Genomic DNA, 19,705 nt, shown 5'->3' with positions numbered 1-19,705 from the left:
CGCTATGCCCTAAATCTGACGTTGCGACACTCCGGTGCCCCGGGGGTGCTCCACCGGACACCGGACGGGGCCCGCCCGCCACCCCGGACGACGAGGGGCGGACGCCCCTCCCGTGGAGGAGGCGTCCGCCCGTGTCCGTGCGTGTCCGACGTCACCCGGTCAGCGGGTGCGGCGCCGCCCGCCCCGGCCGCGCTCGCCGTTGCGGGCGCTCGCGGTACGGCCCGCCCGGGCCGCCTTCGCCCGCCGGGTCGCGGCCTTGACACCGCCGGGGCTCTCCCCCGCCTTGACCTGGACCACCCGGGTCGAGGTCTCCAGGGTGCCCTCGCCGACCGAGATCACGCTCCACTCGACCGCACCCAGTTTGGCCAGACCGGCGCGCGAGTCGGCGAGCTCCTGCTCCGCGCTGTCCCCCTTGAGCGCCAGCATCTGGCCGTGCGGGCGCAGCAGCGGCATGCCCCAGCCGGCCAGCCGCTCCAGCGGCGCCACCGCCCGGGCGGTCACCACGTCGACCGCGAGCTTGCCGACCATCTCCTCGGCGCGGCCGCGCAGCACCGTGACGTTGTCCAGTCCCAGTTCCCGGACGACCTCCTCCAGGAAGGTGGTCCGGCGCAGCAGCGGCTCAAGCAGCGTCACCGAGACGTCCGGCCGGGCCAGCGCCACCGGGATGCCGGGCAGGCCGGCGCCGGAGCCGACGTCGCACAGGGAGGTGCCGTCGGGCAGCAGCTCGGCCAGCACCGCGCAGTTGAGGACGTGGCGGTCCCAGAGCCGGGGCACCTCACGCGGCCCGATCAGCCCGCGCTGGACGCCCGCGGTGGCCAGCAGCTCGGTGTACCGGACCGCGGCGTCGAAGCGGTCGCCGAAGACCTCCCGGGCGGCAGCCGGTGCCTCGCCCGGCCCGACCGCCTCGCTCGGCACAGCCACCTCGGCGGCCCGCCCCTCGGCGGCCGGGTCCACGTCCTCCCCCGGCCGGCCGGCAGCCGCGTTCTCCGTGTCCATCTCGACCTCTCCGATCCCCGGATCCACCGACCCGCTCAACGCACTGTTTCACGTGAAACGTCTCCCGCCGGGTCGCTCCCCGCGGAAGGGACGACGACCCCGCCCGCACGAGGCGGACGGGGTCGCGTCCGGTGAAGCTCTCCGGCCGCCGTGGCGGCCGGTCATCGACCTGCCGGCCTCAGGCCGGCAGCACGACCACGCACCGCTGGGGCTCTTCGCCCTCGGACTCGCTGCGCAGACCGGCCGCGGCGACCGCGTCGTGGACGACCTTGCGCTCGAACGGCGTCATCGGCCGCAGCTTGACCTGCTCGCCGCTGCTCTTCGCCTGCTCGGCGGCCTCGGCACCGAGCGTGGCCAGCTCGGTGCGCTTGCGGGCCCGGAAGCCGGCAATGTCCAGCATGAGGCGGCTGCGCTCGCCGGTCTCCCGGTGGACAGCCAACCGGGTCAGCTCCTGCAGGGCCTCCAGCACCTCGCCGTCCTGGCCGACCAGGCGCTGCAGCGCGCGGTCGTTGCCGTCGCTGACGATGGAGACCAGGGCACGGTCGCCCTCGACGTCCATGTCGATGTCACCGTCGAGGTCCGCGATGTCGAGCAGACCCTCCAGGTAGTCCGCCGCGATGTCGCCCTCCTGCTCCAGGCGGGAGACGAGGTTCTCGTCGGCGCTGGCGGCGGCCTCGGCCTCGACGGCGGAGATGGTGCCTTCCGTCACTGATGGACTCCTTCGGGGATGGGCCCGTCGAACGGGCCGGGAACGAAGCTCTTCGCAGCTGTCACGTCAGGCCCCGGGACCGGGTCAGGACTTCTTCTTCGGCCGCTGGCCACCGCGCTTCGGCTGCTGCCGGGTGCCCTGCTTGGTACCGGCGGGCTTGGTCGCGGCCTGCTTGGCGGCCGCCGGCTTGGTCTCCGGCTCGGCCGGGACGGCGTCGGCGGGTTCCTCGGCCGGGGTGTCCTTGCCGGGCTCGCCCTGCTGGCCGGCGGTGCCGTGCTGGCGCTGTGCCTTGGACTGCCGGCGGGGCTGCTGGCGGCGGGCCTGCACCGATTCCTCGACCACCGCGGACGCGGCGGACGCGGCGTTGAGCGCGTCCTTGGACGGGGGCAGCATCCCCCAGAGCGCACCCTTGATCTCCGTGCCGTCCGGACGCAGTCGGCCGGCCTTCTTCAGCCGGGCCTGGCGCTCCTCCCAGGCCTTGCTGCCCGGGGTCGGGTTGTTGTGGATGACGATCAGCTGCTGGCCCATCGACCAGACGTTGGTGGTCAGCCAGTAGACCAGGACGCCGACCGGGAAGTTGATGCCCATCACGGCGAACATGACCGGGAAGACGTACATCAGCATCTTCTGCTGCTGCATGAACGGCGTCTTCACCGTGAGGTCGACGTTCTTGGTCATCAGCTGGCGCTGGGTGACGAACTGCGACAGCGACATCATGATGATCATCACCGCGGTGACGATCTTGACGCTGGTCTCGGTGCTGCCGACGAAGGTCGCGGAGAGCGGGGCACCGAAGATGTGCGCCTTGCCGGCGCTCACCAGCAGGTCACCGTGGATGACGCCGATGTCCTGGCCCTTGGCGACCTTGGCGAGCACCCCGTAGAGGGCGGTGAAGAACGGCGCCTGCACGATGATGGGAAGGCAGCTGGAGAACGGGTTGGTACCCGCCTCCTTGTACAGCTTCATCATCTCTTCGGACTGGCGCTGCCGGTCGTTCTTGTAGCGCTCCTGGATGGCCTTCATCTTCGGCTGGATCGCCTGCATGGCCCGGGTCGCCTTGATCTGCTTCACGAAGAGCGGGATCAGGCAGATCCGGATGACGACCACCATCGAGGCGATGGAAAGACCCCAGGCCCAGCCACCGTCCGGGTTGAAGACGTGGCTGTACAGCGAGTGGAACTGGACGATGATCCAGGACACCGCTGTGTACAGGGGATTCAGGAAGGAGAAGGTCACCGGTCAGGCTCCTTGGACAGGTGGATCGGCCGTGCGGGGCCAATGGGCGCCGGGCCCTCGGGGTCCGGACCGGCGGGGGGTGCGGTCACCGGCACTCCGGCGGCGGACCGGCTCTTCAGCCAGTCTCGCAACCGCCGGTGCCACACCGGGTGCTTGCGCGGCGGGACGTGATCGACCCCGCCGGGCGTCCACGGATTGCAGCGCAGGATGCGCCACGCGGTCAGCCCGCCGCCCTTGACCGCCCCGTGCACCTTCACGGCCTCGTAGCCGTAGTGCGAGCAGGAGGGGTAGTAACGGCAGACCGGACCGAGCAGTGGGCTGATCGTCCACTGGTAGACCCTGATCAGACCCATCAGCAGGTACTTCATCGCCCTGCTCCCGTCGGCGCCGTGGCGGCGGGCTCAGCCTTCAGCAACCGCTTCAGCGCCGCGTCCAGGTCACGTTCGAGGTCCTGGTACGAGGCGGACGCGGCCTGGGGCAGCGCACGCACCACTATCAGGCTACCGGCGGGCAGCCTGGACAGACGATCACGGATGAGATGGCGCAACCGGCGCTTGACCAGATTGCGAACGACCGCCGGGCCGACGGCCTTGCTCACGACGAAACCCGCACGCGCCGAAGGAGTCCCCTCGGCGACGTGCGGGCGGGAGTCGCTGGTCCGGTCGGTCTGCCCCTGCGGGTCACCGTCTCTGTTGAGATGGACGACCAGAAGGGGCCGGCCGGCCCGACGACCGCGTTTCACCGCGGTCGCGAAGTCCTGGCGCCGCCGCAGCCGATTCTCGGAGGGCAGCACAACAGACTCTGGCGCGGATCAGGCGGACAGGCTGGCGCGGCCCTTGCCACGGCGGGCAGCCAGGATGGCGCGGCCGGCGCGGGTACGCATACGCAGCCGGAAGCCGTGGGTCTTCGCGCGACGACGGTTGTTCGGCTGGAAGGTGCGCTTGCTCACTCGGGGGCTCCTGAGGTGAATCGTAGGATGACGGGGGGTCGCTTGGCCGTCACCGTGCGTCCGCGTGATCTCCCCTGATTCGGAAATCCGGCCCATCGCCCCAGTTCGGCTGGGGTCTGAGGCAATCCACGGCGCCCGTGCTGCGCGCCTTATGGAGCGGGTGGACCCGCGGACATGCGGCAGCGGCCATCGACAACTCGACCTGGTTACGGTACGCGGGACGGGGTCCGAGGGTCAAACCCGCCGTCTTCGACCCGGTTTACCCACAGCCTGTGGACAACGACTTGATCCGGCTCTGTTCGCTGACTACCGTTGCAGGACTTGTCTGGTTTGTTCTTGGAAAGCGTGCACCAGTGGCTGATGTCAACAGCGACCTCGTCCCGGTCTGGGCCAGGGTCGTCGAGCGGCTGGTCAGCGACCCCGATGTCGGGGAGATGGACAAACAGTGGGTGCAGCGCACCCAGCCGATGTGGATGATGCACGACACCGCCCTGCTGGCGACCCCGAACGAGCGGGCCAAGCAGGTGCTGGAGGGTCGGCTGCTGCCGCAGCTCACCGAGGCCCTCAGCCGCGAGCTCGACCGCCCGGTCCGGATCGCCGTGATGGTCGACGCCAACGCCGTGCCGACCACCCCCGCCCCCCAGGCCCCCGCCGAGCCGTACCCGGGCCCGGCCGAGGACGCCGGCGGCTACGGCGGCCAGGACTACCAGCAGCCCTACGAGCAGGACCAGCCGTACGAGCAGCGCCAGCCGTACGAGCAGGACCAGCCGTACCAGCAGGACCCGGCCTACGGGCAGGACTACGAGCGCCCCCGCTACGACACCGGCGGCTACGAGCAGCGCCCCGCGCCCTACGGCGGCCCCTCCGCCGGCCCGCAGGGCTGGCCGGGCTACCAGGACCAGCCCGTCCGCTACGAGCCCGAGGAGCCCGCCTCCCGCCCCGCGCCGCGTCCCGTCCCGGGCCCGCCCTCGACCACCCAGGGCGATCTCTTCGGCGGCGCCTACGGCCCCGGCCCGAACGAGCAGCCGCGCGGCGGCACGGGCCGCCGCACCGCCGGTTCCCGCCCCTCCGGCGGCCGCCCCGCGGAGAAGGCCGTCCCGGAGCGCCCCGCCGTCCCCGGCGTGCCCGCCCCGCCCGGCGCTCCCCCGGCCGGCGGCTCCCGCAAGGACGAGCCGGCCGCCCGGCTGAACCCCAAGTACCTGTTCGACACCTTCGTCATCGGCGCGAGCAACCGCTTCGCGCACGCGGCGGCCGTGGCGGTCGCCGAGGCGCCGGCCAAGGCGTACAACCCGCTCTTCATCTACGGCGAGTCCGGGCTGGGCAAGACCCACCTGCTGCACGCCATCGGGCACTACTCGCGCAGCCTCTTCCCGGGCACCCGGGTGCGCTACGTGTCCTCCGAGGAGTTCACCAACGAGTTCATCAACTCGATCCGGGACGGCAAGGCGGACACCTTCCGCCGCCGCTACCGGGACATGGACATCCTGCTCGTGGACGACATCCAGTTCCTCGCGAGCAAGGAGTCCACGCAGGAGGAGTTCTTCCACACCTTCAACACGCTCCACAACGCGAACAAGCAGATCGTCCTCTCGTCGGACCGGCCGCCCAAGCTGCTGACCACGCTGGAGGACCGGCTGCGCAACCGCTTCGAGTGGGGACTGATCACCGACGTCACCCCGCCGGAGCTGGAGACCCGGATCGCGATCCTGCGCAAGAAGGCGATCCAGGAGCAACTCAACGCTCCCGCCGACGTGTTGGAGTTCATCGCGTCCCGGATCACCCGCAACATCCGGGAGTTGGAGGGCGCGCTCATCCGGGTCACCGCCTTCGCCAACCTCAACCGGGCGCCGGTGGACCTGGAGTTGGCCGGGATCGTCCTCAAGGATCTGATCCCCGGTGGCGACGAGGACGCCGGCCCGGAGATCACCGCGCAGGTCATCATGCAGCAGACCGCCGCGTACTTCGGCCTGGGCGTGGACGACCTCTGCGGATCCTCGCGCAGCCGCGTGCTGGTGACGGCCCGCCAGATCGCGATGTACCTGTGCCGGGAGCTCACCGACCTGTCGCTGCCGAAGATCGGCGCGCAGTTCGGCGGCCGCGACCACACCACGGTGATGCACGCGGACCGCAAGATCCGCTCGCTGATGGCCGAGCGCCGCTCGATCTACAACCAGGTCACCGAACTCACCAACCGCATCAAGAGCTAGCGGCGGCCGCACCCGCGGCCGGAGGGCGTCAGGAGCGATCCTGACGCCCTTTTTCGCGCATCCGCAGGTGTGCACCGAGCGCCGGCTGGGCAGGAACCCGGTCGACGGACGGTCCACCAGTCCACAGCCCGCGCCGAACAACTGACCGGTGATTCGAAAACCCGGGGCGCGCAAGGCCGTTGTCCACAGGATGGGTGGCTTCTCCACCGTCCACAGGCCGGGGAGCCCGGAGTTATCCAGAATTCGTCCACAGGCCCGTCGCCGCTACGCTCTTCCGCGCAGGTCAGGTGCCTGTGGACTTGTGCACAACGGTTATCCACAGGGTGTGGACAATTGACGGGCCACCAGTGGGCCGTCCGGGTTGTCCACCGGTTGTCCCCAGGGCCGGGCCGGTTATCCCCAGGTTGTCCACAGCGGCGTCCACAGTTCGACAACCGTGTGTCGGCGTTCATGCCCTGGTGTGAAAGGCGTCACGAAAAGTTGACCGGCGCCCGTGGATAACCGGGCCCGGATCTGGGGACAGCCCTGGGGATAACCTGTGGATACCCTGCGTGCCCTGTGGGTAACGCTCGGCTGTCCACAGCGCGGCCTGCCCGTCCACAGCCGCCGTCCACAGCGACTGTGGACAAAATTCGGGCCCTGACCTGCGGAAACGGGGTTATCCACGGTTTCCACAGGCCCTACTACTACCACTACACAGATAGACCGTGGACTTGCTTTCAAAGTGGGTGGGCCCCGAATCTGTGGACAACGCGTCCGGCCGTGGGCCCCGACACTTGTTCGGCTTGCTTCCGCCCGTCTGCCCCGTCTGTCGGCGGAGTACGTCAGACTGTCCTTGCGACTGGAAGCGGAGTGAGCAGAGCTCGGCGGACAGGCGGACCGACGATCAAGATCAGACGAACCAGAGTGCGAGCGGGAGCGCTCGATCCAGGAGGCGGTTACCGGTGAAGTTCCGGGTGGAGCGTGACGTCCTCGCGGAGGCGGTGGCCTGGGCTGCCCGCAGCCTCCCGGCACGGCCGCCGGTGCCGGTGCTGGCCGGCCTGCTGCTGACGGCGCAGGAGGGCAGCCTGGCGCTGTCCGGCTTCGACTACGAGGTCTCGGCCCGGGTCGAGCTGGAGGCGGACGTCGAGGAGGCCGGCACCGTCCTGGTCTCCGGCCGGCTGCTGAACGACATCTCCCGCAACCTCCCCAACCGGCCCGTGGAGATCTCCACCGACGGCCAGCGGGTCAGCGTGGTCTGCGGCAGTTCCCGCTTCACCCTCCCCACCCTCCCGGTGGACGAGTACCCGACGCTGCCCCAGATGCCGACCGCCACCGGCACCGTCGCCGGGGACGTCTTCGCCTCCGCTGTCAGCCAGGCCGCGGTCGCCGCCGGCCGGGACGACACCCTCCCGGTGCTCACCGGCGTCCGGGTCGAGATCGAGGGCGACCGGATCACCCTGGCCGCCACCGACCGCTACCGCTTCGCCGTCCGCGACCTGCTGTGGAAGCCCGAGCAGTCGGACATCTCCGCGGTCGCCCTGGTCCCCGCCAAGACCCTGCAGGACATCGCCAAGTCCCTGGGCAGCGGCGACACCGTCTCCATCGCGCTGTCCTCGGGCGGCGCGGGCGAGGGCCTGATCGGCTTCGAGGGCGCCGGCCGCCGGACCACCACCCGGCTGCTGGAGGGCGAGTTCCCCAAGTTCCGCAGCCTCTTCCCGACCGAGTTCAACGCGGTCGCCGCGATCCAGACCCAGCCCTTCCTGGAGGCGCTCAAGCGCGTCTCGCTGGTCGCCGAGCGCAACACCCCGGTCCGCCTCAACTTCGAGGAGGGCGTGCTGACGCTGGAGGCCGGCTCGGGCGACGACGCCCAGGCCACCGAGCGGATCGAGGCCTCGCTGGAGGGCGACGCCATCTCGATCGCGTTCAACCCGGGCTACCTGGAGGAGGGCCTCAAGGCCATCGACTCCGCCTACGCCCAGCTCAGCTTCACCACCCCGACCAAGCCCGCCCTGCTCAGCGGCAAGGTCTCGGTGGACGCCGAGGAGGACAAGGCCTACCAGTACCTGATCATGCCGGTCCGCCTCTCCGGCTGATCCCGCCGTACGTGTCCCGTCCACAGGCTGTGCACACCCGCTGTGCACAGCCTGTGGACGTCTCCCCCGGTCGGCCTGACCACAGGCGGGCGCCGATGGTTCAGCGCGTAGGCTCAGGGCGTGCGGCAACGGCGCCGCCGGCAGGCACGTCACCACAGGTAAGGACTTGGTCATGGAGCTCGGCCTCATCGGTCTCGGCAAGATGGGCGGCAACATGCGCGAGCGGATCCGCCGCGCCGGCCACACCGTCATCGGCTACGACCGCAATCCGGACATCTCCGACGTCGAGAGCCTGCAGGAGCTCGTCACCAAGCTGCAGGGCCCGCGCGTGGTCTGGGTGATGGTCCCGGCCGGTGCCGCGACCCAGGCGACCGTCGACGAGCTCGCCGAGCTGCTCTCCCCCGGCGACGTGGTCGTCGACGGCGGCAACTCGCGCTGGACCGACGACGTCAAGCACGCCGAGACGCTGGCCGCCAAGGGCATCGGCTTCGTCGACTGCGGTGTCTCCGGCGGTGTCTGGGGCCTGGAGAACGGCTACGCGCTGATGTACGGCGGCGACGCCGAGTACGTCGCCCGGGTCCAGCCGGTCTTCGACGCGCTCAAGCCCGAGGGCGACGCCGGCTCGGTGCACGCGGGCGCGGTGGGCGCCGGCCACTTCGCCAAGATGGTCCACAACGGCATCGAGTACGCGATGATGCAGGCCTTCGCCGAGGGCTGGGAGCTGCTGGAGGCGGCCCCCGAGGTCACCGACGTGCGCGAGGTCTTCCGCAGCTGGCAGGAGGGCACGGTCATCCGCTCCTGGCTGTTGGACCTGGCCGTCCGGGCCCTGGACGAGGACGAGCACCTGGCCAAGCTGCGCGGCTGGGCCGCGGACTCCGGCGAGGGCCGCTGGACCGTCGAGGCCGCGATCGACCACGCCGTGCCGCTGCCGGCGATCACCGCCTCGCTGTTCGCCCGCTTCGCCTCCCGGCAGGACGACTCGCCGCAGATGAAGATGATCGCCGCGCTGCGCAACCAGTTCGGCGGCCACGCGGTCGAGTCGAAGTAGTCCCCACCGGGGCGCGAGCCCCGGTCCATCCACAGAAGGCGGGCGCAGTCCACAGCCATGCACGTCGCGCACCTGTCGCTCGCCGACTTCCGGTCGTACGCCCGGGCCGAGGTTCCCCTCGACCCGGGCGTGACGGCCTTCGTGGGGCCCAACGGCCAGGGCAAGACCAACCTGGTCGAGGCGATCGGTTACGTCGCCACCCTGGGCAGCCACCGGGTCGCGACCGACGCCCCGCTGATCCGGCTGGGCGCCGAGCGGGCGGTGATCCGCACCTCGGTGGTGGACCGCGGCCGTTCCACCTTGGTCGAGCTGGAGCTCGCCCCGGGCAAGGCCAACCGGGCCCGGATCAACCGCTCCGACAACGTCCGCCCGCGCGACGTGCTGGGCCTGCTGCGCACCGTGCTGTTCGCTCCGGAGGACCTCAGCCTGGTCAAGGGTGACCCGGGCGAGCGCCGGCGCTTCCTGGACGAGCTGCTGACCGCCCGTGCGCCCCGGCTGGCCGGTGTGCGGCAGGACTACGAACGGGTGCTCAAGCAGCGCAACGCCCTGCTGAAGACCGCCGCGATGGCCCGTCGGGCCGGTGGCGGCAAGGGCGCGGACCTGTCCACCCTGGAGGTCTGGGACGGTCATCTGGCGCGCGCCGGAGCCGAGTTGACGGCCTTCCGGATCCAGCTGGTGGCCGCCCTGCAGCCGCTGGTGACGGCGGCCTACGGGCAGTTGGCCCCCGGTGGCGGCGAGACCTCCCTGGAGTACCGCAGTTCCTTCGAGGGCGAGCTGCCGACCAGCCGGGAGCAGGCCGAGGAGCAGTTGCTGCGGGCGCTGCAGGCGGTCCGCAAGCAGGAGGTCGACCGCGGCCTCACCCTGGTCGGCCCGCACCGCGACGAGCTGGTGCTCAGGCTCGGCCCGCTGCCCGCCAAGGGCTACGCCAGCCACGGTGAGTCCTGGTCGTACGCGCTCGCGCTGCGGCTGGCTTCGTACGAACTGCTGCGGTCCGACGGCGGCGAGCCGGTGCTGATCCTGGACGACGTGTTCGCCGAGTTGGACGCGGCCCGTCGGGACCGGCTGGCGGAGCTGGTGGCCGACGGCGAGCAGGTGCTGGTGACCGCGGCGGTCGCCGAGGACGTGCCGAAGGCCCTGGCCGGTGCCCGGTTCGCGGTGGCCGACGGGGCCGTGGACCGCGTCGACGCCTGACCGTCCGGCCTCCTGGCTGCAGGACGACCACCGCCGCGATCCGCGGCGTCCGGGCGCTCACGTAGGCTGGAAGGCTCGACGGGCGCGCGACCGTGACCGTTGTCCACAGGCTGGGGAAAGGAGATCGCCGTGAGCGATCCGGCGGGGACCGAACGCCCCCTCCCCGGGCCCGGCGCCCCCGAGCCGACCGGTGCCGACCTTGCCCGCTCCGTGCTCCGGGCGGCCCGCGCCCAGGCCCGCCAGCGCGGTGAGCAGGTTCAGCAGAAACGTGAGGCCAAGCGGCACGGGCTGCGCAGCGGAGCCCGTTCGGACGGCCGGGACCCGGTCCCCCTGGGGGCGGCGCTGAACCGGTTGCTGACGGAGCGCGGCTGGGAGTCCTCGGCCGCCGTCGGCGGGGTGATGGGGCGCTGGCCGCAGATCGTCGGCCCGGACATCGCCGCGCACTGTCATCCCTCTTCCTACGACGAGGCGGCCGCGGTGCTCACCGTGCAGTGCGACTCCACCGCATGGGCCACTCAACTCCGTTGGCTGGCGCGGCAGTTGGTGGCCCGTCTGAATCACGAGCTGGGCCACGGCACGGTCAGGACCATCAAGGTGCTGGGCCCGGCCGCACCCGCCCGCGGCTACGGCCGGCTGCGCGCGCCGGGAAGCAAGGGACCGGGCGACACCTGGGGGTGACCGGTGCGCCCGCCCGCCCCCCGGGGGACGGATCGGATGGCGATCTTCCGGAACCCCTGACAGCCCTCCCAGGCGCTCTGGGGCCCCCGGGCGAGTATCGGGACACGTGCGGAGGGGATTCAGGGCGGCGTATCTGCCTTCAAGGGCTGCCAAACGCCCATCTCTGTCAGTCGTACCGGTAGACTGAGAGCCAAACACTGTTGCTAGTGGCAACCGAGTCGAAACGCCGTGGTCGCACGCTCGCCCGCACGGGGCGGGGATGCGGCCCGTGCTGTGCCAGAGAGGGCGCTTCGTGGCCGATTCCGGCAACCCCAGCCAGACCCCAGACCAGTCCGACCAGGCTTCCTACACCGGTAGCAACATCCAGGTGCTGGAAGGCCTCGACGCCGTCCGCAAGCGCCCCGGCATGTACATCGGTTCCACCGGTGAGCGTGGCCTGCACCACCTGGTGCAGGAGGTCGTGGACAACTCCGTCGACGAGGCGATGGCGGGGTACGCCGACACCATCGACGTCACGATCATGGCCGACGGCGCGATCCGCGTCGTCGACAACGGCCGAGGCATCCCGGTCGACATCGTCCCCGGCCAGGACAAGCCGGCCGTCGAGGTCGTGCTCACCGTCCTGCACGCCGGCGGCAAGTTCGGCGGTGGCGGCTACGCCGTCTCCGGCGGTCTGCACGGCGTCGGCGTCTCCGTCGTGAACGCGCTGTCCACCAGGCTCTCCGTGGAGATCCACAAGGACGGCAGCATCTGGACCCAGGACTACAAGATGGGTGCCCCGGCCGCCCCCCTGGCCAAGGGCGAGGCGACCGAACGGACCGGCACCACGGTCACCTTCTGGGCCGACGCCGACATCTTCGAGACCACCGTCTACTCCTTCGAGACGCTCTCCCGGCGCTTCCAGGAGATGGCCTTCCTCAACAAGGGCCTGTCGATCTCGCTGACCGACGAGCGCCCGGAGCACGTGGACGAGGAGGGCAAGCCGCTCACCGTCACGTACAAGTACGACGGCGGCATCGCCGACTTCGTCGCCCACCTCAACTCCCGCAAGGGCGAGGTCATCCACCCCTCGGTGATCGACTTCGAGGCGGAGGACAAGGACAAGGCGATCTCGGTGGAGATCGCGATGCAGTGGAACTCCTCCTACACCGAGGGGGTCTACAGCTTCGCCAACACCATCCACACGCACGGCGGCGGCACCCACGAGGAGGGCTTCCGCGCCGCGCTGACCGGCCTGGTCAACCGCTACGCGCGGGACAAGAAGCTGCTCCGCGAGAAGGACGACAACCTCTCCGGCGAGGACATCCGCGAGGGCCTGACCGCGATCATCTCGGTCAAGCTCGGCGAGCCGCAGTTCGAGGGCCAGACCAAGGACAAGCTCGGCAACACCGAGGCCAAGACCTTCGTCCAGAAGGTCGTCCACGAGCACCTGAACGACTGGCTGGACCGCAACCCCACCGAGGCCTCGGACATCATCCGCAAGTCCATCCAGGCCGCCACCGCGCGCGTCGCTGCCCGCAAGGCCCGCGACCTCACGCGTCGCAAGGGCCTGCTGGAGTCCGCCTCGCTGCCGGGCAAGCTCTCGGACTGCCAGTCCAAGGACCCGTCCGAGTGCGAGATCTTCATCGTCGAGGGTGACTCCGCCGGCGGCTCGGCCAAGCAGGGACGCGACCCGCGCACCCAGGCCATCCTGCCGATCCGCGGCAAGATCCTGAACGTCGAGAAGGCCCGGATCGACAAGGTGCTGCAGAACACCGAGGTCCAGGCGCTGATCTCGGCCTTCGGCTGCGGCATCCAGGAGGACTACGACGAGTCCAAGCTGCGGTACCACAAGATCGTCCTGATGGCCGACGCCGACGTCGACGGGCAGCACATCCGCACCCTGCTGCTCACCCTGCTGTTCCGCTTCATGCGGCCGCTGGTCGAGTCCGGGTACGTCTACCTCGCCATGCCGCCGCTGTACAAGATCAAGTGGGGCAAGGACGACTTCGAGTACGCCTACTCCGACCGCGAGCGCGACGCGCTGATCGCGGCCGGGGTCGGGGCCGGGCGCCGGCTCCCCAAGGACGACGCGATCCAGCGCTTCAAGGGTCTCGGCGAGATGAACGCCGAGGAGCTCCGGATCACCACCATGGACGCCGAGCACCGGCTGCTGCTCCAGGTCACCCTGGAGGACGCCGCCCGCGCCGACGAGCTGTTCTCCGTGCTGATGGGCGAGGACGTCGAGGCCCGCCGCTCCTTCATCCAGCGCAACGCCAAGGACGTCCGCTTCCTGGACGTGTGACGCCTGCAGCCCAGGCCCCGCACGTACCAGTCCGCGTGAAAGGAAACTGACCACCAGTGGTCGACGACAACCGTCCCGAAGGCGAACAGCCCGAGACCCCAGAGGCCGCCGAGGCCACCGCCCAGGCGACCATGCGGATCGAGCCGGTCGAGCTCGAGACCGAGATGCAGCGCTCGTACCTCGACTACGCGATGAGCGTGATCGTCAGCCGAGCGCTGCCCGAGGTCCGCGACGGCCTCAAGCCGGTGCACCGCCGCGTGCTCTACGCGATGTACGACGGCGGGTACCGCCCCGAGAAGGGCTACTACAAGTGCGCCCGCGTCGTCGGCGACGTCATGGGCAACTACCACCCGCACGGCGACACCTCGATCTACGACACCGTGGTCCGGCTGGCCCAGCCGTGGTCGCTGCGGATGCCGCTGGTGGACGGCAACGGCAACTTCGGGTCCCCGGGCAACGACCCGGCCGCGGCCATGCGCTACACCGAGTGCAAGATGATGCCGCTGGCCATGGAGATGATGCGCGACATCGACGAGGACACCGTCGACTTCGCCGCCAACTACGACGGCCGCTCGCAGGAGCCGACCGTCCTGCCCGCGCGCATCCCCAACCTGCTGGTCAACGGTGCCACCGGCATCGCGGTCGGCATGGCCACCAACATCCCGCCGCACAACCTCCGTGAGGTCGCCTCCGGTGCGCTCTGGGCGCTGGAGCACCCGGACGCCTCCAACGAGGAGCTGCTGGAGGCCCTGATCGAGCGGATCAAGGGCCCCGACTTCCCCACCGGTGCGCTGATCGTCGGCCACCGCGGGATCGACGACTACTACCGCACCGGCCGCGGCTCGGTCACCATGCGCGCCGTCGTCGAGGTCGAGGAGATCCAGGGCCGCCAGTGCCTGGTGATCACCGAGCTGCCGTACCAGGTCAACCCGGACAACCTCGCGCTGAAGATCGCCGACCTGGTCAAGGACGGCCGGGTCGCCGGCATCGCCGACGTCCGCGACGAGTCCTCGTCCCGCACCGGCACCCGCCTGGTGGTCGTGCTCAAGCGCGACGCGGTCGCCAAGGTCGTGCTGAACAACCTGTACAAGCACACCGAGCTGCAGACCAACTTCGGTGCCAACATGCTGGCCCTGGTCGACGGCGTGCCGCGCACCCTGTCGCTCGACGCCTTCATCCGGCACTGGGTCAACCACCAGGTCGAGGTCATCGTCCGGCGCACCACCTTCCGCCTGCGCAAGGCCGAGGAGCGCGCCCACATCCTGCGCGCCCTGCTCAAGGCCCTGGACCTGATCGACGAGGTCATCGCGCTGATCCGGGCCTCGGCGAGCGCCGACGCCGCCCGCACCGGCCTGATGGGCCTGCTCGACATCGACGAGCTGCAGGCCAACGCCATCCTGGAGATGCAGCTCCGCCGCCTGGCCGCCCTGGAGCGCCAGCGGATCACGGACGAGCACGACGAGCTGCAGCGCAAGATCGACGAGTACAACGCGATCCTGGCCTCGCCGACCCGCCAGCGGGAGATCATCTCCGAGGAGCTCACCGCGATCGTCGAGAAGTACGGCGACGACCGGCGCTCCACCCTCATCCCGTCCGACGGCGACCTCTCCATCGAGGACCTCATCGCCGAGGAGGACATCGTCGTCACGATCACCCGTGGCGGCTACGTCAAGCGGACCCGCTCCGACCTCTACCGCTCGCAGAAGCGCGGTGGCAAGGGCGTGCGCGGTGCCCAGCTGAAGCAGGACGACATCGTCGACCACTTCTTCGTGACGACGACCCACAACTGGATCCTGTTCTTCACCAACAAGGGCCGGGTCTACCGCGCCAAGGGCTACGAGCTGCCGGACGCCGGCCGCGACGCCCGCGGCCAGCACGTCGCCAACCTGCTGGCCTTCCAGCCGGAGGAGCACATCGCCCAGGTGATGGCCGTCCGGACCTACGAGGACAAGCCGTACCTGGTCCTCGCCACCCGGGCCGGCCTGGTGAAGAAGTCCCCGTTGAAGGACTACGACTCCCCGCGCTCCGGCGGCCTGATCGCGATCAACCTGCGCCAGGACGAGGAGGGCCGGGACGACGAGCTGATCGGCGCCGAGCTGGTCTCCTCCGAGGACGACCTGCTGCTGGTCTCCAAGAAGGCCCAGTCGATCCGCTTCACCGCGACCGACGACGCCCTGCGGCCCACCGGCCGCGCGACCTCCGGCGTCAAGGGCATGGCCTTCCGCGAGGACGACGAACTGCTCTCGATGAACGTCGTCCGTCCGGGCACCTACGTCTTCACCGCCACGGACGGCGGGTACGCCAAGCGCACCGGCGTGGACGAGTACCGTGTCCAGGGACGCGGCGGTTACGGCACCAAGGCGGCGAAGATCGTCGAGGGCCGCGGCTCGCTCGTCGGCGCACTCGTGGTCGACGAATCCGACGAGATCATGGCGATCACCCTCTCGGGTGGGGTGATTCGCACAAGGGTTTCCGAGGTTCGTGAAACCGGACGTGACACGATGGGCGTCCAACTGATCAACCTCGGGAAGCGCGACGCGGTCGTGGGCATGGCCCGCAACGCGGAAGCCGAGGACGAGGAGACTGCGGAGGACGAGGTCGCTGGCACCGAGTCCACCGAGACGGCCGAGGGTGCGGAGACGGTGGTCGACGGAGACGTCGAGGCCTGAAACGAACCGCAGACCGGTGATGCCGCGTCCACAGAGAGGACGCGGCGCCACCGGACGCCGACCAGTTCCGGGCAATCCCGCCGGGCGCTGGATGACGAGTGACGAAGCAGGGCGGCGCCGCCGCCCTGGTGGGAAGTGCGGGAGGACCAGGTGAGTGGAGCCACGGGTGCTGCGGGAGGAACCTCCGGCGGCCGTCCGGGCGCGCAGGGCGGGGGGTCGTACGGCGGCGTACCGCAGCCGCCGACCGAGCACTCGGCCGCGTCCACCTCGCTGATGCCGTCGGCCGGGGGCGCGGGGCAGAGCGGCGCGGCCTACGGCGGTCAGACGCCTCCGCCGCCGGGCGCCGCGGCGTCCGGCTCGGGGGGCTTCTCCCAGCCGACCACGTACGCCAAGGGGCAGCCGACCCCGGCCCGGGGCACCCGGACCTCCGGCAACACGCCGCCGGGCGGCACCCCCGTCCCCGGGGCGGCCCGCCGCCCCGCCGGCGCGCCCGCGGCGGCCGGTCCCGGCCTCGGCCGGACCCGCAAGGCCCGGCTGCGGGTGACCAAGGTCGACCCGTGGTCCGTGATGAAGGTCAGCTTCCTGCTGTCGCTGGCCGTCGGCATCATCATCATCGTGGCCTCGGCCGTGCTGTGGATGACGCTGGACTCGCTCGGCGTCTTCGACTCGCTGAGCAAGACCCTCAAGGACGTCACGGGCTCCGACAGCACCGGCGGCGTCAACCTCATGGACTACGTCGGCTTCGGCAAGGTGATGACCTTCACCACGCTGATCGCCGTGGTCGACGTCGTCCTGCTGACCGCGCTGTCCACCCTCTCCGCGTTCATCTACAACGCGGCGGCCGGCTTCACCGGCGGCGTCGAGCTGACCCTGGCCGAGGAGGACTGATCCCGGCCGGGTCCTGACCCGCGCTCAGTTCCCCGTCCACGGACGGAATGTACGGGCCCCACCGGCTGTTGCAGCCGGTGGGGCCCGTTCGGCATTCGGGTGACAGCCGGCACCCCGCGGCGTGCCGCCCGGAAGCCGGTCGGCCGCGGTGGGATTAGCTGGGTGGCGCCCGTTCCGCGCCTGGGAGTGCCGCAGGCCGCCCCCGGTCCGCCCGACCGGGCCGGGTGGGTTCAGCAGGACGACTGGACGGAGGCGCCGCGGTGGCGAAGCTCGCAGGTCAACTGGTCGAGGCCCTGGAAGGGCTGCTGGGGGTTCCGGTACCGCTGCGGGTCCGGGTCTGGGACGGCAGCGTCGCCGGGCCGCCGGGGGCGCCCACCGTGGTCCTGCGCAACCGCCGGGCACTGCGCCGCTTGCTCTGGCAGCCCGGCGAGCTGGGCCTCGCCCGCGCCTACGTCGCCGGGGACCTGGAGGTCGCCCCCGGCACCGACCTCTACGAGGTGCTCTCGGCGGTCGGCCGGTTCGCCGAGCGGCCGGAGATCCGCACGCTCGCCCTCGGACCGCGCGACGTCCTCGGCGCCGGGGGCCGCCGGGTCCTCGCGGCCGCCCTGCGGGCCGGGGCGCTCGGCCCCGAGCCGGTGCCGCCCCGGGAGGAGGTCAGCAGGGCCCGGGAGCGGCTGCACAGCCGCAACCGGGACCGCGCGGCCATCAGCCACCACTACGACGTCGGGAACGACTTCTACGGCCTCGTGCTGGGCTCCTCGATGGTCTACTCGTGCGCTTACTGGACGCCGGGGGCGAAGAGTCTGGAAGCCGCCCAGGAGGCCAAGCTCGACCTGATCTGCCGCAAGCTCGGTCTGCGGCCCGGGATGCGCCTGCTGGACGTCGGCTGCGGCTGGGGCTCACTCCTGCTGCACGCGGCGGAGCACTACGGGGTCATCGCGGTCGGCGTGTCCATCTCCACCGAACAGGTCGCGCTGGCCCGCGCCCGGGTCGAGGCGGCCGGCCTGACCGACCGGGTCGAGGTCCGGCTCCAGGACTACCGGGAGATCACGGACGGGCCGTTCGACGCGATCTCCAGCGTCGGGATGGCCGAGCACGTCGGCTCCGAGCAGTACCGGATCTACGCGGAGGGCCTGTACCGGCTGCTGGCCCCCGGCGGCCGGCTGCTCAACCACCAGATCGCCCGCCGCCCCGACCACCCCGGTGAGCCGCACCGCACCAGCCCCTTCATCGACCGCTACGTCTTCCCCGACGGCGAGCTCTCCCCCGTCGGTTCCACCGTGGCCCGGCTGGAGGAGGCCGGCTTCGAGGTCCGGGACGTCGAGTCGCTGCGCGAGCACTACGGGCTGACCCTGCGCGAGTGGGTGGCCAACCTGGAAGCGCACTGGACGGAGGCCGTCCGGTTGGTCGGCCGGGGCCGGGCCCGGGTCTGGCGGCTGTACATGGCGGCCTCCGCGCTCGCCTTCGAGCAGAACCGGATCGGGATCAACCAGGTCCTCGCCGTTCGCGGCACCGAGGGTGGGTCGGCGGGCCTCCCGCCGACCCGCGAGGAGTGGCTGCTGCGCCCCGCCGCCGGCACGCCGCAGCTGTTCGCCGGGATCCCCGCCGCGGCCCCGGCCGATCCGGATTTGGGGGATCGGCCGTCGGTCCGCTAATCTTTCAGTGCGGCGAGGGCCTATAGCTCAGACGGTTAGAGCGCTTCCCTGATAAGGAAGAGGCCACAGGTTCAAGTCCTGTTAGGCCCACCACCGCGAAGGCCCCGGAGTGATCCACTCCGGGGCCTTCGACGTTTTCGCGGATCGGCCGGATTCCGGTACGCTTTCTGTTCGGCGAGGGCCTATAGCTCAGACGGTTAGAGCGCTTCCCTGATAAGGAAGAGGCCACAGGTTCAAGTCCTGTTAGGCCCACCTCCCCGAAGGCCCCGGAGTGATCCACTCCGGGGCCTTCGACGTTTTCGGGCTGTTGAGCAGGCCGACGGAGGCGGCGCCCGGGCCGTACGGGCCCGGCCCGCACGGGCCCTCCCCGGGCCGGTCGCACCCGGGCGGAGCGGCCGGTAGGAGGTGCTGCGTCAATCCTCGGACCGGACCGCCGGGTTGGCCGCACCGGTGGCTGGTCACGATTGGGACACCGGTGTGTATCATCGGCCGCAAGGGCGGTCTGGCACCCGGCCGCCCGTTCGCGCTCGAAACACAACTGGACTCGTCGGCCCGGTCAGTCAGGCCGGATCCGGCTCTTGAGTCCACCAACGCAAGAAGGACGAGGTCCCGCGGTGAAGAAGCTTCTCCTGGTCGCCCTGGTCGCCCTCGGCGGCTTCTTTGTCTACCGTCAGGTCCAGGCGGACCGCGCCGAGCAGGACCTGTGGACCGAGGCCACCGACCCGGTCCCGGCCGGTCGCTGAATCCGGGCGATCTGACGATCGACGGTCTTCGGAGGCGCCGACCCGCGCCTCCCGGGCCGGCCGGCCCGGTCGACCGACCGGACCGGCCGCACCCGGGGAACGGCACTGCCGACGGGGGACGGCGCTGGGAAACGCGCCGGAACCCGGTACGCTAGTGCCCGTTGGCACGCGCGGTGCCGTCGAGGGGCATTAGCTCAGTTGGTAGAGCGCTGCCTTTGCAAGGCAGATGTCAGGAGTTCGAGTCTCCTATGCTCCACAGTTCGTAGCAGTCACCGATCGGCCGCCGGAGGTCGTCGATCCCGAGGTCGTGGGGCCGGACGTGGTGGAGCCCGAGGTGGTCGAGCCGGACGTCGTGGGGCCGGACGTCGTGGGGCCCG

Annotated in this window: 16 protein-coding genes and 3 tRNA genes; 13 read left to right on the top strand and 6 right to left on the bottom strand. The window is 70.8% G+C overall.

Features of this window, described 5'->3' with window-relative positions; all coding sequences use genetic code 11:
* Positions 1 to 159 precede the first annotated feature (159 nt).
* The 6 genes from rsmG to rpmH all read right to left on the bottom strand — a co-directional run bounded on the left by rsmG (position 160) and on the right by rpmH (position 3,890).
* Entirely contained in the window at positions 160 to 996 is an 837-nt protein-coding gene (gene rsmG, locus AB0D10_RS24555) for a 16S rRNA (guanine(527)-N(7))-methyltransferase RsmG (protein WP_360259997.1), read from the bottom strand.
* 178 nt (positions 997 to 1,174) lie between these two features.
* Entirely contained in the window at positions 1,175 to 1,705 is a 531-nt protein-coding gene (locus AB0D10_RS24550; RefSeq protein WP_360259995.1) for a R3H domain-containing nucleic acid-binding protein, read from the bottom strand.
* A gap of 84 nt (positions 1,706 to 1,789) precedes the next feature.
* The gene (gene yidC, locus AB0D10_RS24545) at positions 1,790 to 2,941 is read right to left on the bottom strand and encodes a membrane protein insertase YidC (protein WP_360259993.1); all 1,152 of its coding nucleotides are present in this window, start codon (positions 2,939 to 2,941) and stop codon (positions 1,790 to 1,792) included.
* Positions 2,938 to 3,309 carry a membrane protein insertion efficiency factor YidD gene (yidD, locus tag AB0D10_RS24540; protein ID WP_360259990.1) on the bottom strand — a complete coding sequence of 124 codons (372 nt, stop codon included), beginning with the start codon at positions 3,307 to 3,309 and terminating at the stop codon, positions 2,938 to 2,940. The genes yidC and yidD overlap by 4 nt, the downstream gene beginning before the upstream one ends.
* Positions 3,306 to 3,734, bottom strand: coding sequence for a ribonuclease P protein component (gene rnpA, locus AB0D10_RS24535; protein WP_360259987.1), 429 nt, complete (start codon positions 3,732 to 3,734; stop codon positions 3,306 to 3,308). Before rnpA ends, yidD begins: the two co-directional genes overlap by 4 nt.
* Positions 3,735 to 3,752: 18 nt before the next feature.
* On the bottom strand, positions 3,753 to 3,890 hold the full coding sequence (gene rpmH, locus AB0D10_RS24530) for a 50S ribosomal protein L34 (protein ID WP_030059672.1): 138 nt from the start codon (positions 3,888 to 3,890) through the stop codon (positions 3,753 to 3,755).
* A 353-nt stretch (positions 3,891 to 4,243) separates the two neighbouring features.
* On the opposite strand from rpmH, the gene dnaA reads away from it, so the two are divergent.
* The 13 genes from dnaA (at position 4,244) to AB0D10_RS24465 (ending at position 19,584) form a co-directional block, all read left to right on the top strand.
* Positions 4,244 to 6,097: a chromosomal replication initiator protein DnaA gene (dnaA, locus tag AB0D10_RS24525; protein WP_360259985.1), complete on the top strand. Its 1,854-nt coding sequence runs from the start codon at positions 4,244 to 4,246 to the stop codon at positions 6,095 to 6,097.
* A 944-nt stretch (positions 6,098 to 7,041) separates the two neighbouring features.
* A complete protein-coding gene (gene dnaN / locus AB0D10_RS24520; protein ID WP_360259983.1) occupies positions 7,042 to 8,172 on the top strand; it encodes a DNA polymerase III subunit beta in 1,131 nt (376 codons plus the stop codon).
* A 172-nt stretch (positions 8,173 to 8,344) separates the two neighbouring features.
* A complete protein-coding gene (gnd, locus tag AB0D10_RS24515; RefSeq protein ID WP_360259980.1) occupies positions 8,345 to 9,220 on the top strand; it encodes a phosphogluconate dehydrogenase (NAD(+)-dependent, decarboxylating) in 876 nt (291 codons plus the stop codon).
* Between the two features lie 57 nt (positions 9,221 to 9,277).
* Positions 9,278 to 10,411, top strand: a complete 1,134-nt coding sequence (recF, locus tag AB0D10_RS24510) for a DNA replication/repair protein RecF (protein WP_360259978.1) — start codon at positions 9,278 to 9,280, stop codon at positions 10,409 to 10,411.
* A gap of 129 nt (positions 10,412 to 10,540) precedes the next feature.
* Entirely contained in the window at positions 10,541 to 11,089 is a 549-nt protein-coding gene (locus tag AB0D10_RS24505; protein ID WP_360259976.1) for a DciA family protein, read from the top strand.
* Positions 11,090 to 11,357: 268 nt separating this feature from the next.
* Positions 11,358 to 13,373 carry a DNA topoisomerase (ATP-hydrolyzing) subunit B gene (gene gyrB, locus AB0D10_RS24500; protein ID WP_360259974.1) on the top strand — a complete coding sequence of 672 codons (2,016 nt, stop codon included), beginning with the start codon at positions 11,358 to 11,360 and terminating at the stop codon, positions 13,371 to 13,373.
* A 56-nt stretch (positions 13,374 to 13,429) separates the two neighbouring features.
* Complete coding sequence (gene gyrA / locus AB0D10_RS24495; protein ID WP_360259972.1) at positions 13,430 to 16,042, top strand: DNA gyrase subunit A; 2,613 nt, start codon at positions 13,430 to 13,432, stop codon at positions 16,040 to 16,042.
* Between the two features lie 150 nt (positions 16,043 to 16,192).
* A complete protein-coding gene (locus AB0D10_RS24490; protein ID WP_360259970.1) occupies positions 16,193 to 16,930 on the top strand; it encodes a DUF3566 domain-containing protein in 738 nt (245 codons plus the stop codon).
* Positions 16,931 to 17,190: 260 nt separating this feature from the next.
* The gene (locus AB0D10_RS24485; RefSeq protein WP_360259968.1) at positions 17,191 to 18,585 is read left to right on the top strand and encodes a cyclopropane-fatty-acyl-phospholipid synthase family protein; all 1,395 of its coding nucleotides are present in this window, start codon (positions 17,191 to 17,193) and stop codon (positions 18,583 to 18,585) included.
* A 16-nt stretch (positions 18,586 to 18,601) separates the two neighbouring features.
* Positions 18,602 to 18,678, top strand: a tRNA-Ile gene (locus AB0D10_RS24480).
* A gap of 85 nt (positions 18,679 to 18,763) precedes the next feature.
* Positions 18,764 to 18,837: transfer RNA gene (locus tag AB0D10_RS24475), tRNA-Ile, on the top strand.
* A 362-nt stretch (positions 18,838 to 19,199) separates the two neighbouring features.
* Positions 19,200 to 19,328, top strand: a complete 129-nt coding sequence (locus AB0D10_RS24470; protein WP_014137031.1) for a DLW-39 family protein — start codon at positions 19,200 to 19,202, stop codon at positions 19,326 to 19,328.
* A 183-nt stretch (positions 19,329 to 19,511) separates the two neighbouring features.
* Positions 19,512 to 19,584, top strand: a tRNA-Ala gene (locus tag AB0D10_RS24465).
* Positions 19,585 to 19,705: the final 121 nt, after the last annotated feature.

The organism is Kitasatospora sp. NPDC048545 (assembly GCF_040651155.1).
Taxonomy (GTDB): Bacteria; Actinomycetota; Actinomycetes; order Streptomycetales; family Streptomycetaceae; genus Kitasatospora.
The sequence above is the reverse complement of the archived record's forward strand: the minus strand, read 5'-3'. Positions and strand labels throughout refer to the sequence as shown.

Excerpts from the sequence above, each read along its gene's own strand:
- rsmG (WP_360259997.1), bottom strand. The coding sequence starts at position 996 with ATGGACACGGAGAACGCGGCTGCCGGCCGGCCGGGGGAGGACGTGGAC.
- yidD (WP_360259990.1), bottom strand. The coding sequence starts at position 3,309 with ATGAAGTACCTGCTGATGGGTCTGATCAGGGTCTACCAGTGGACGATC.
- gnd (WP_360259980.1), top strand. The coding sequence starts at position 8,345 with ATGGAGCTCGGCCTCATCGGTCTCGGCAAGATGGGCGGCAACATGCGC.
- recF (WP_360259978.1), top strand. The coding sequence starts at position 9,278 with ATGCACGTCGCGCACCTGTCGCTCGCCGACTTCCGGTCGTACGCCCGG.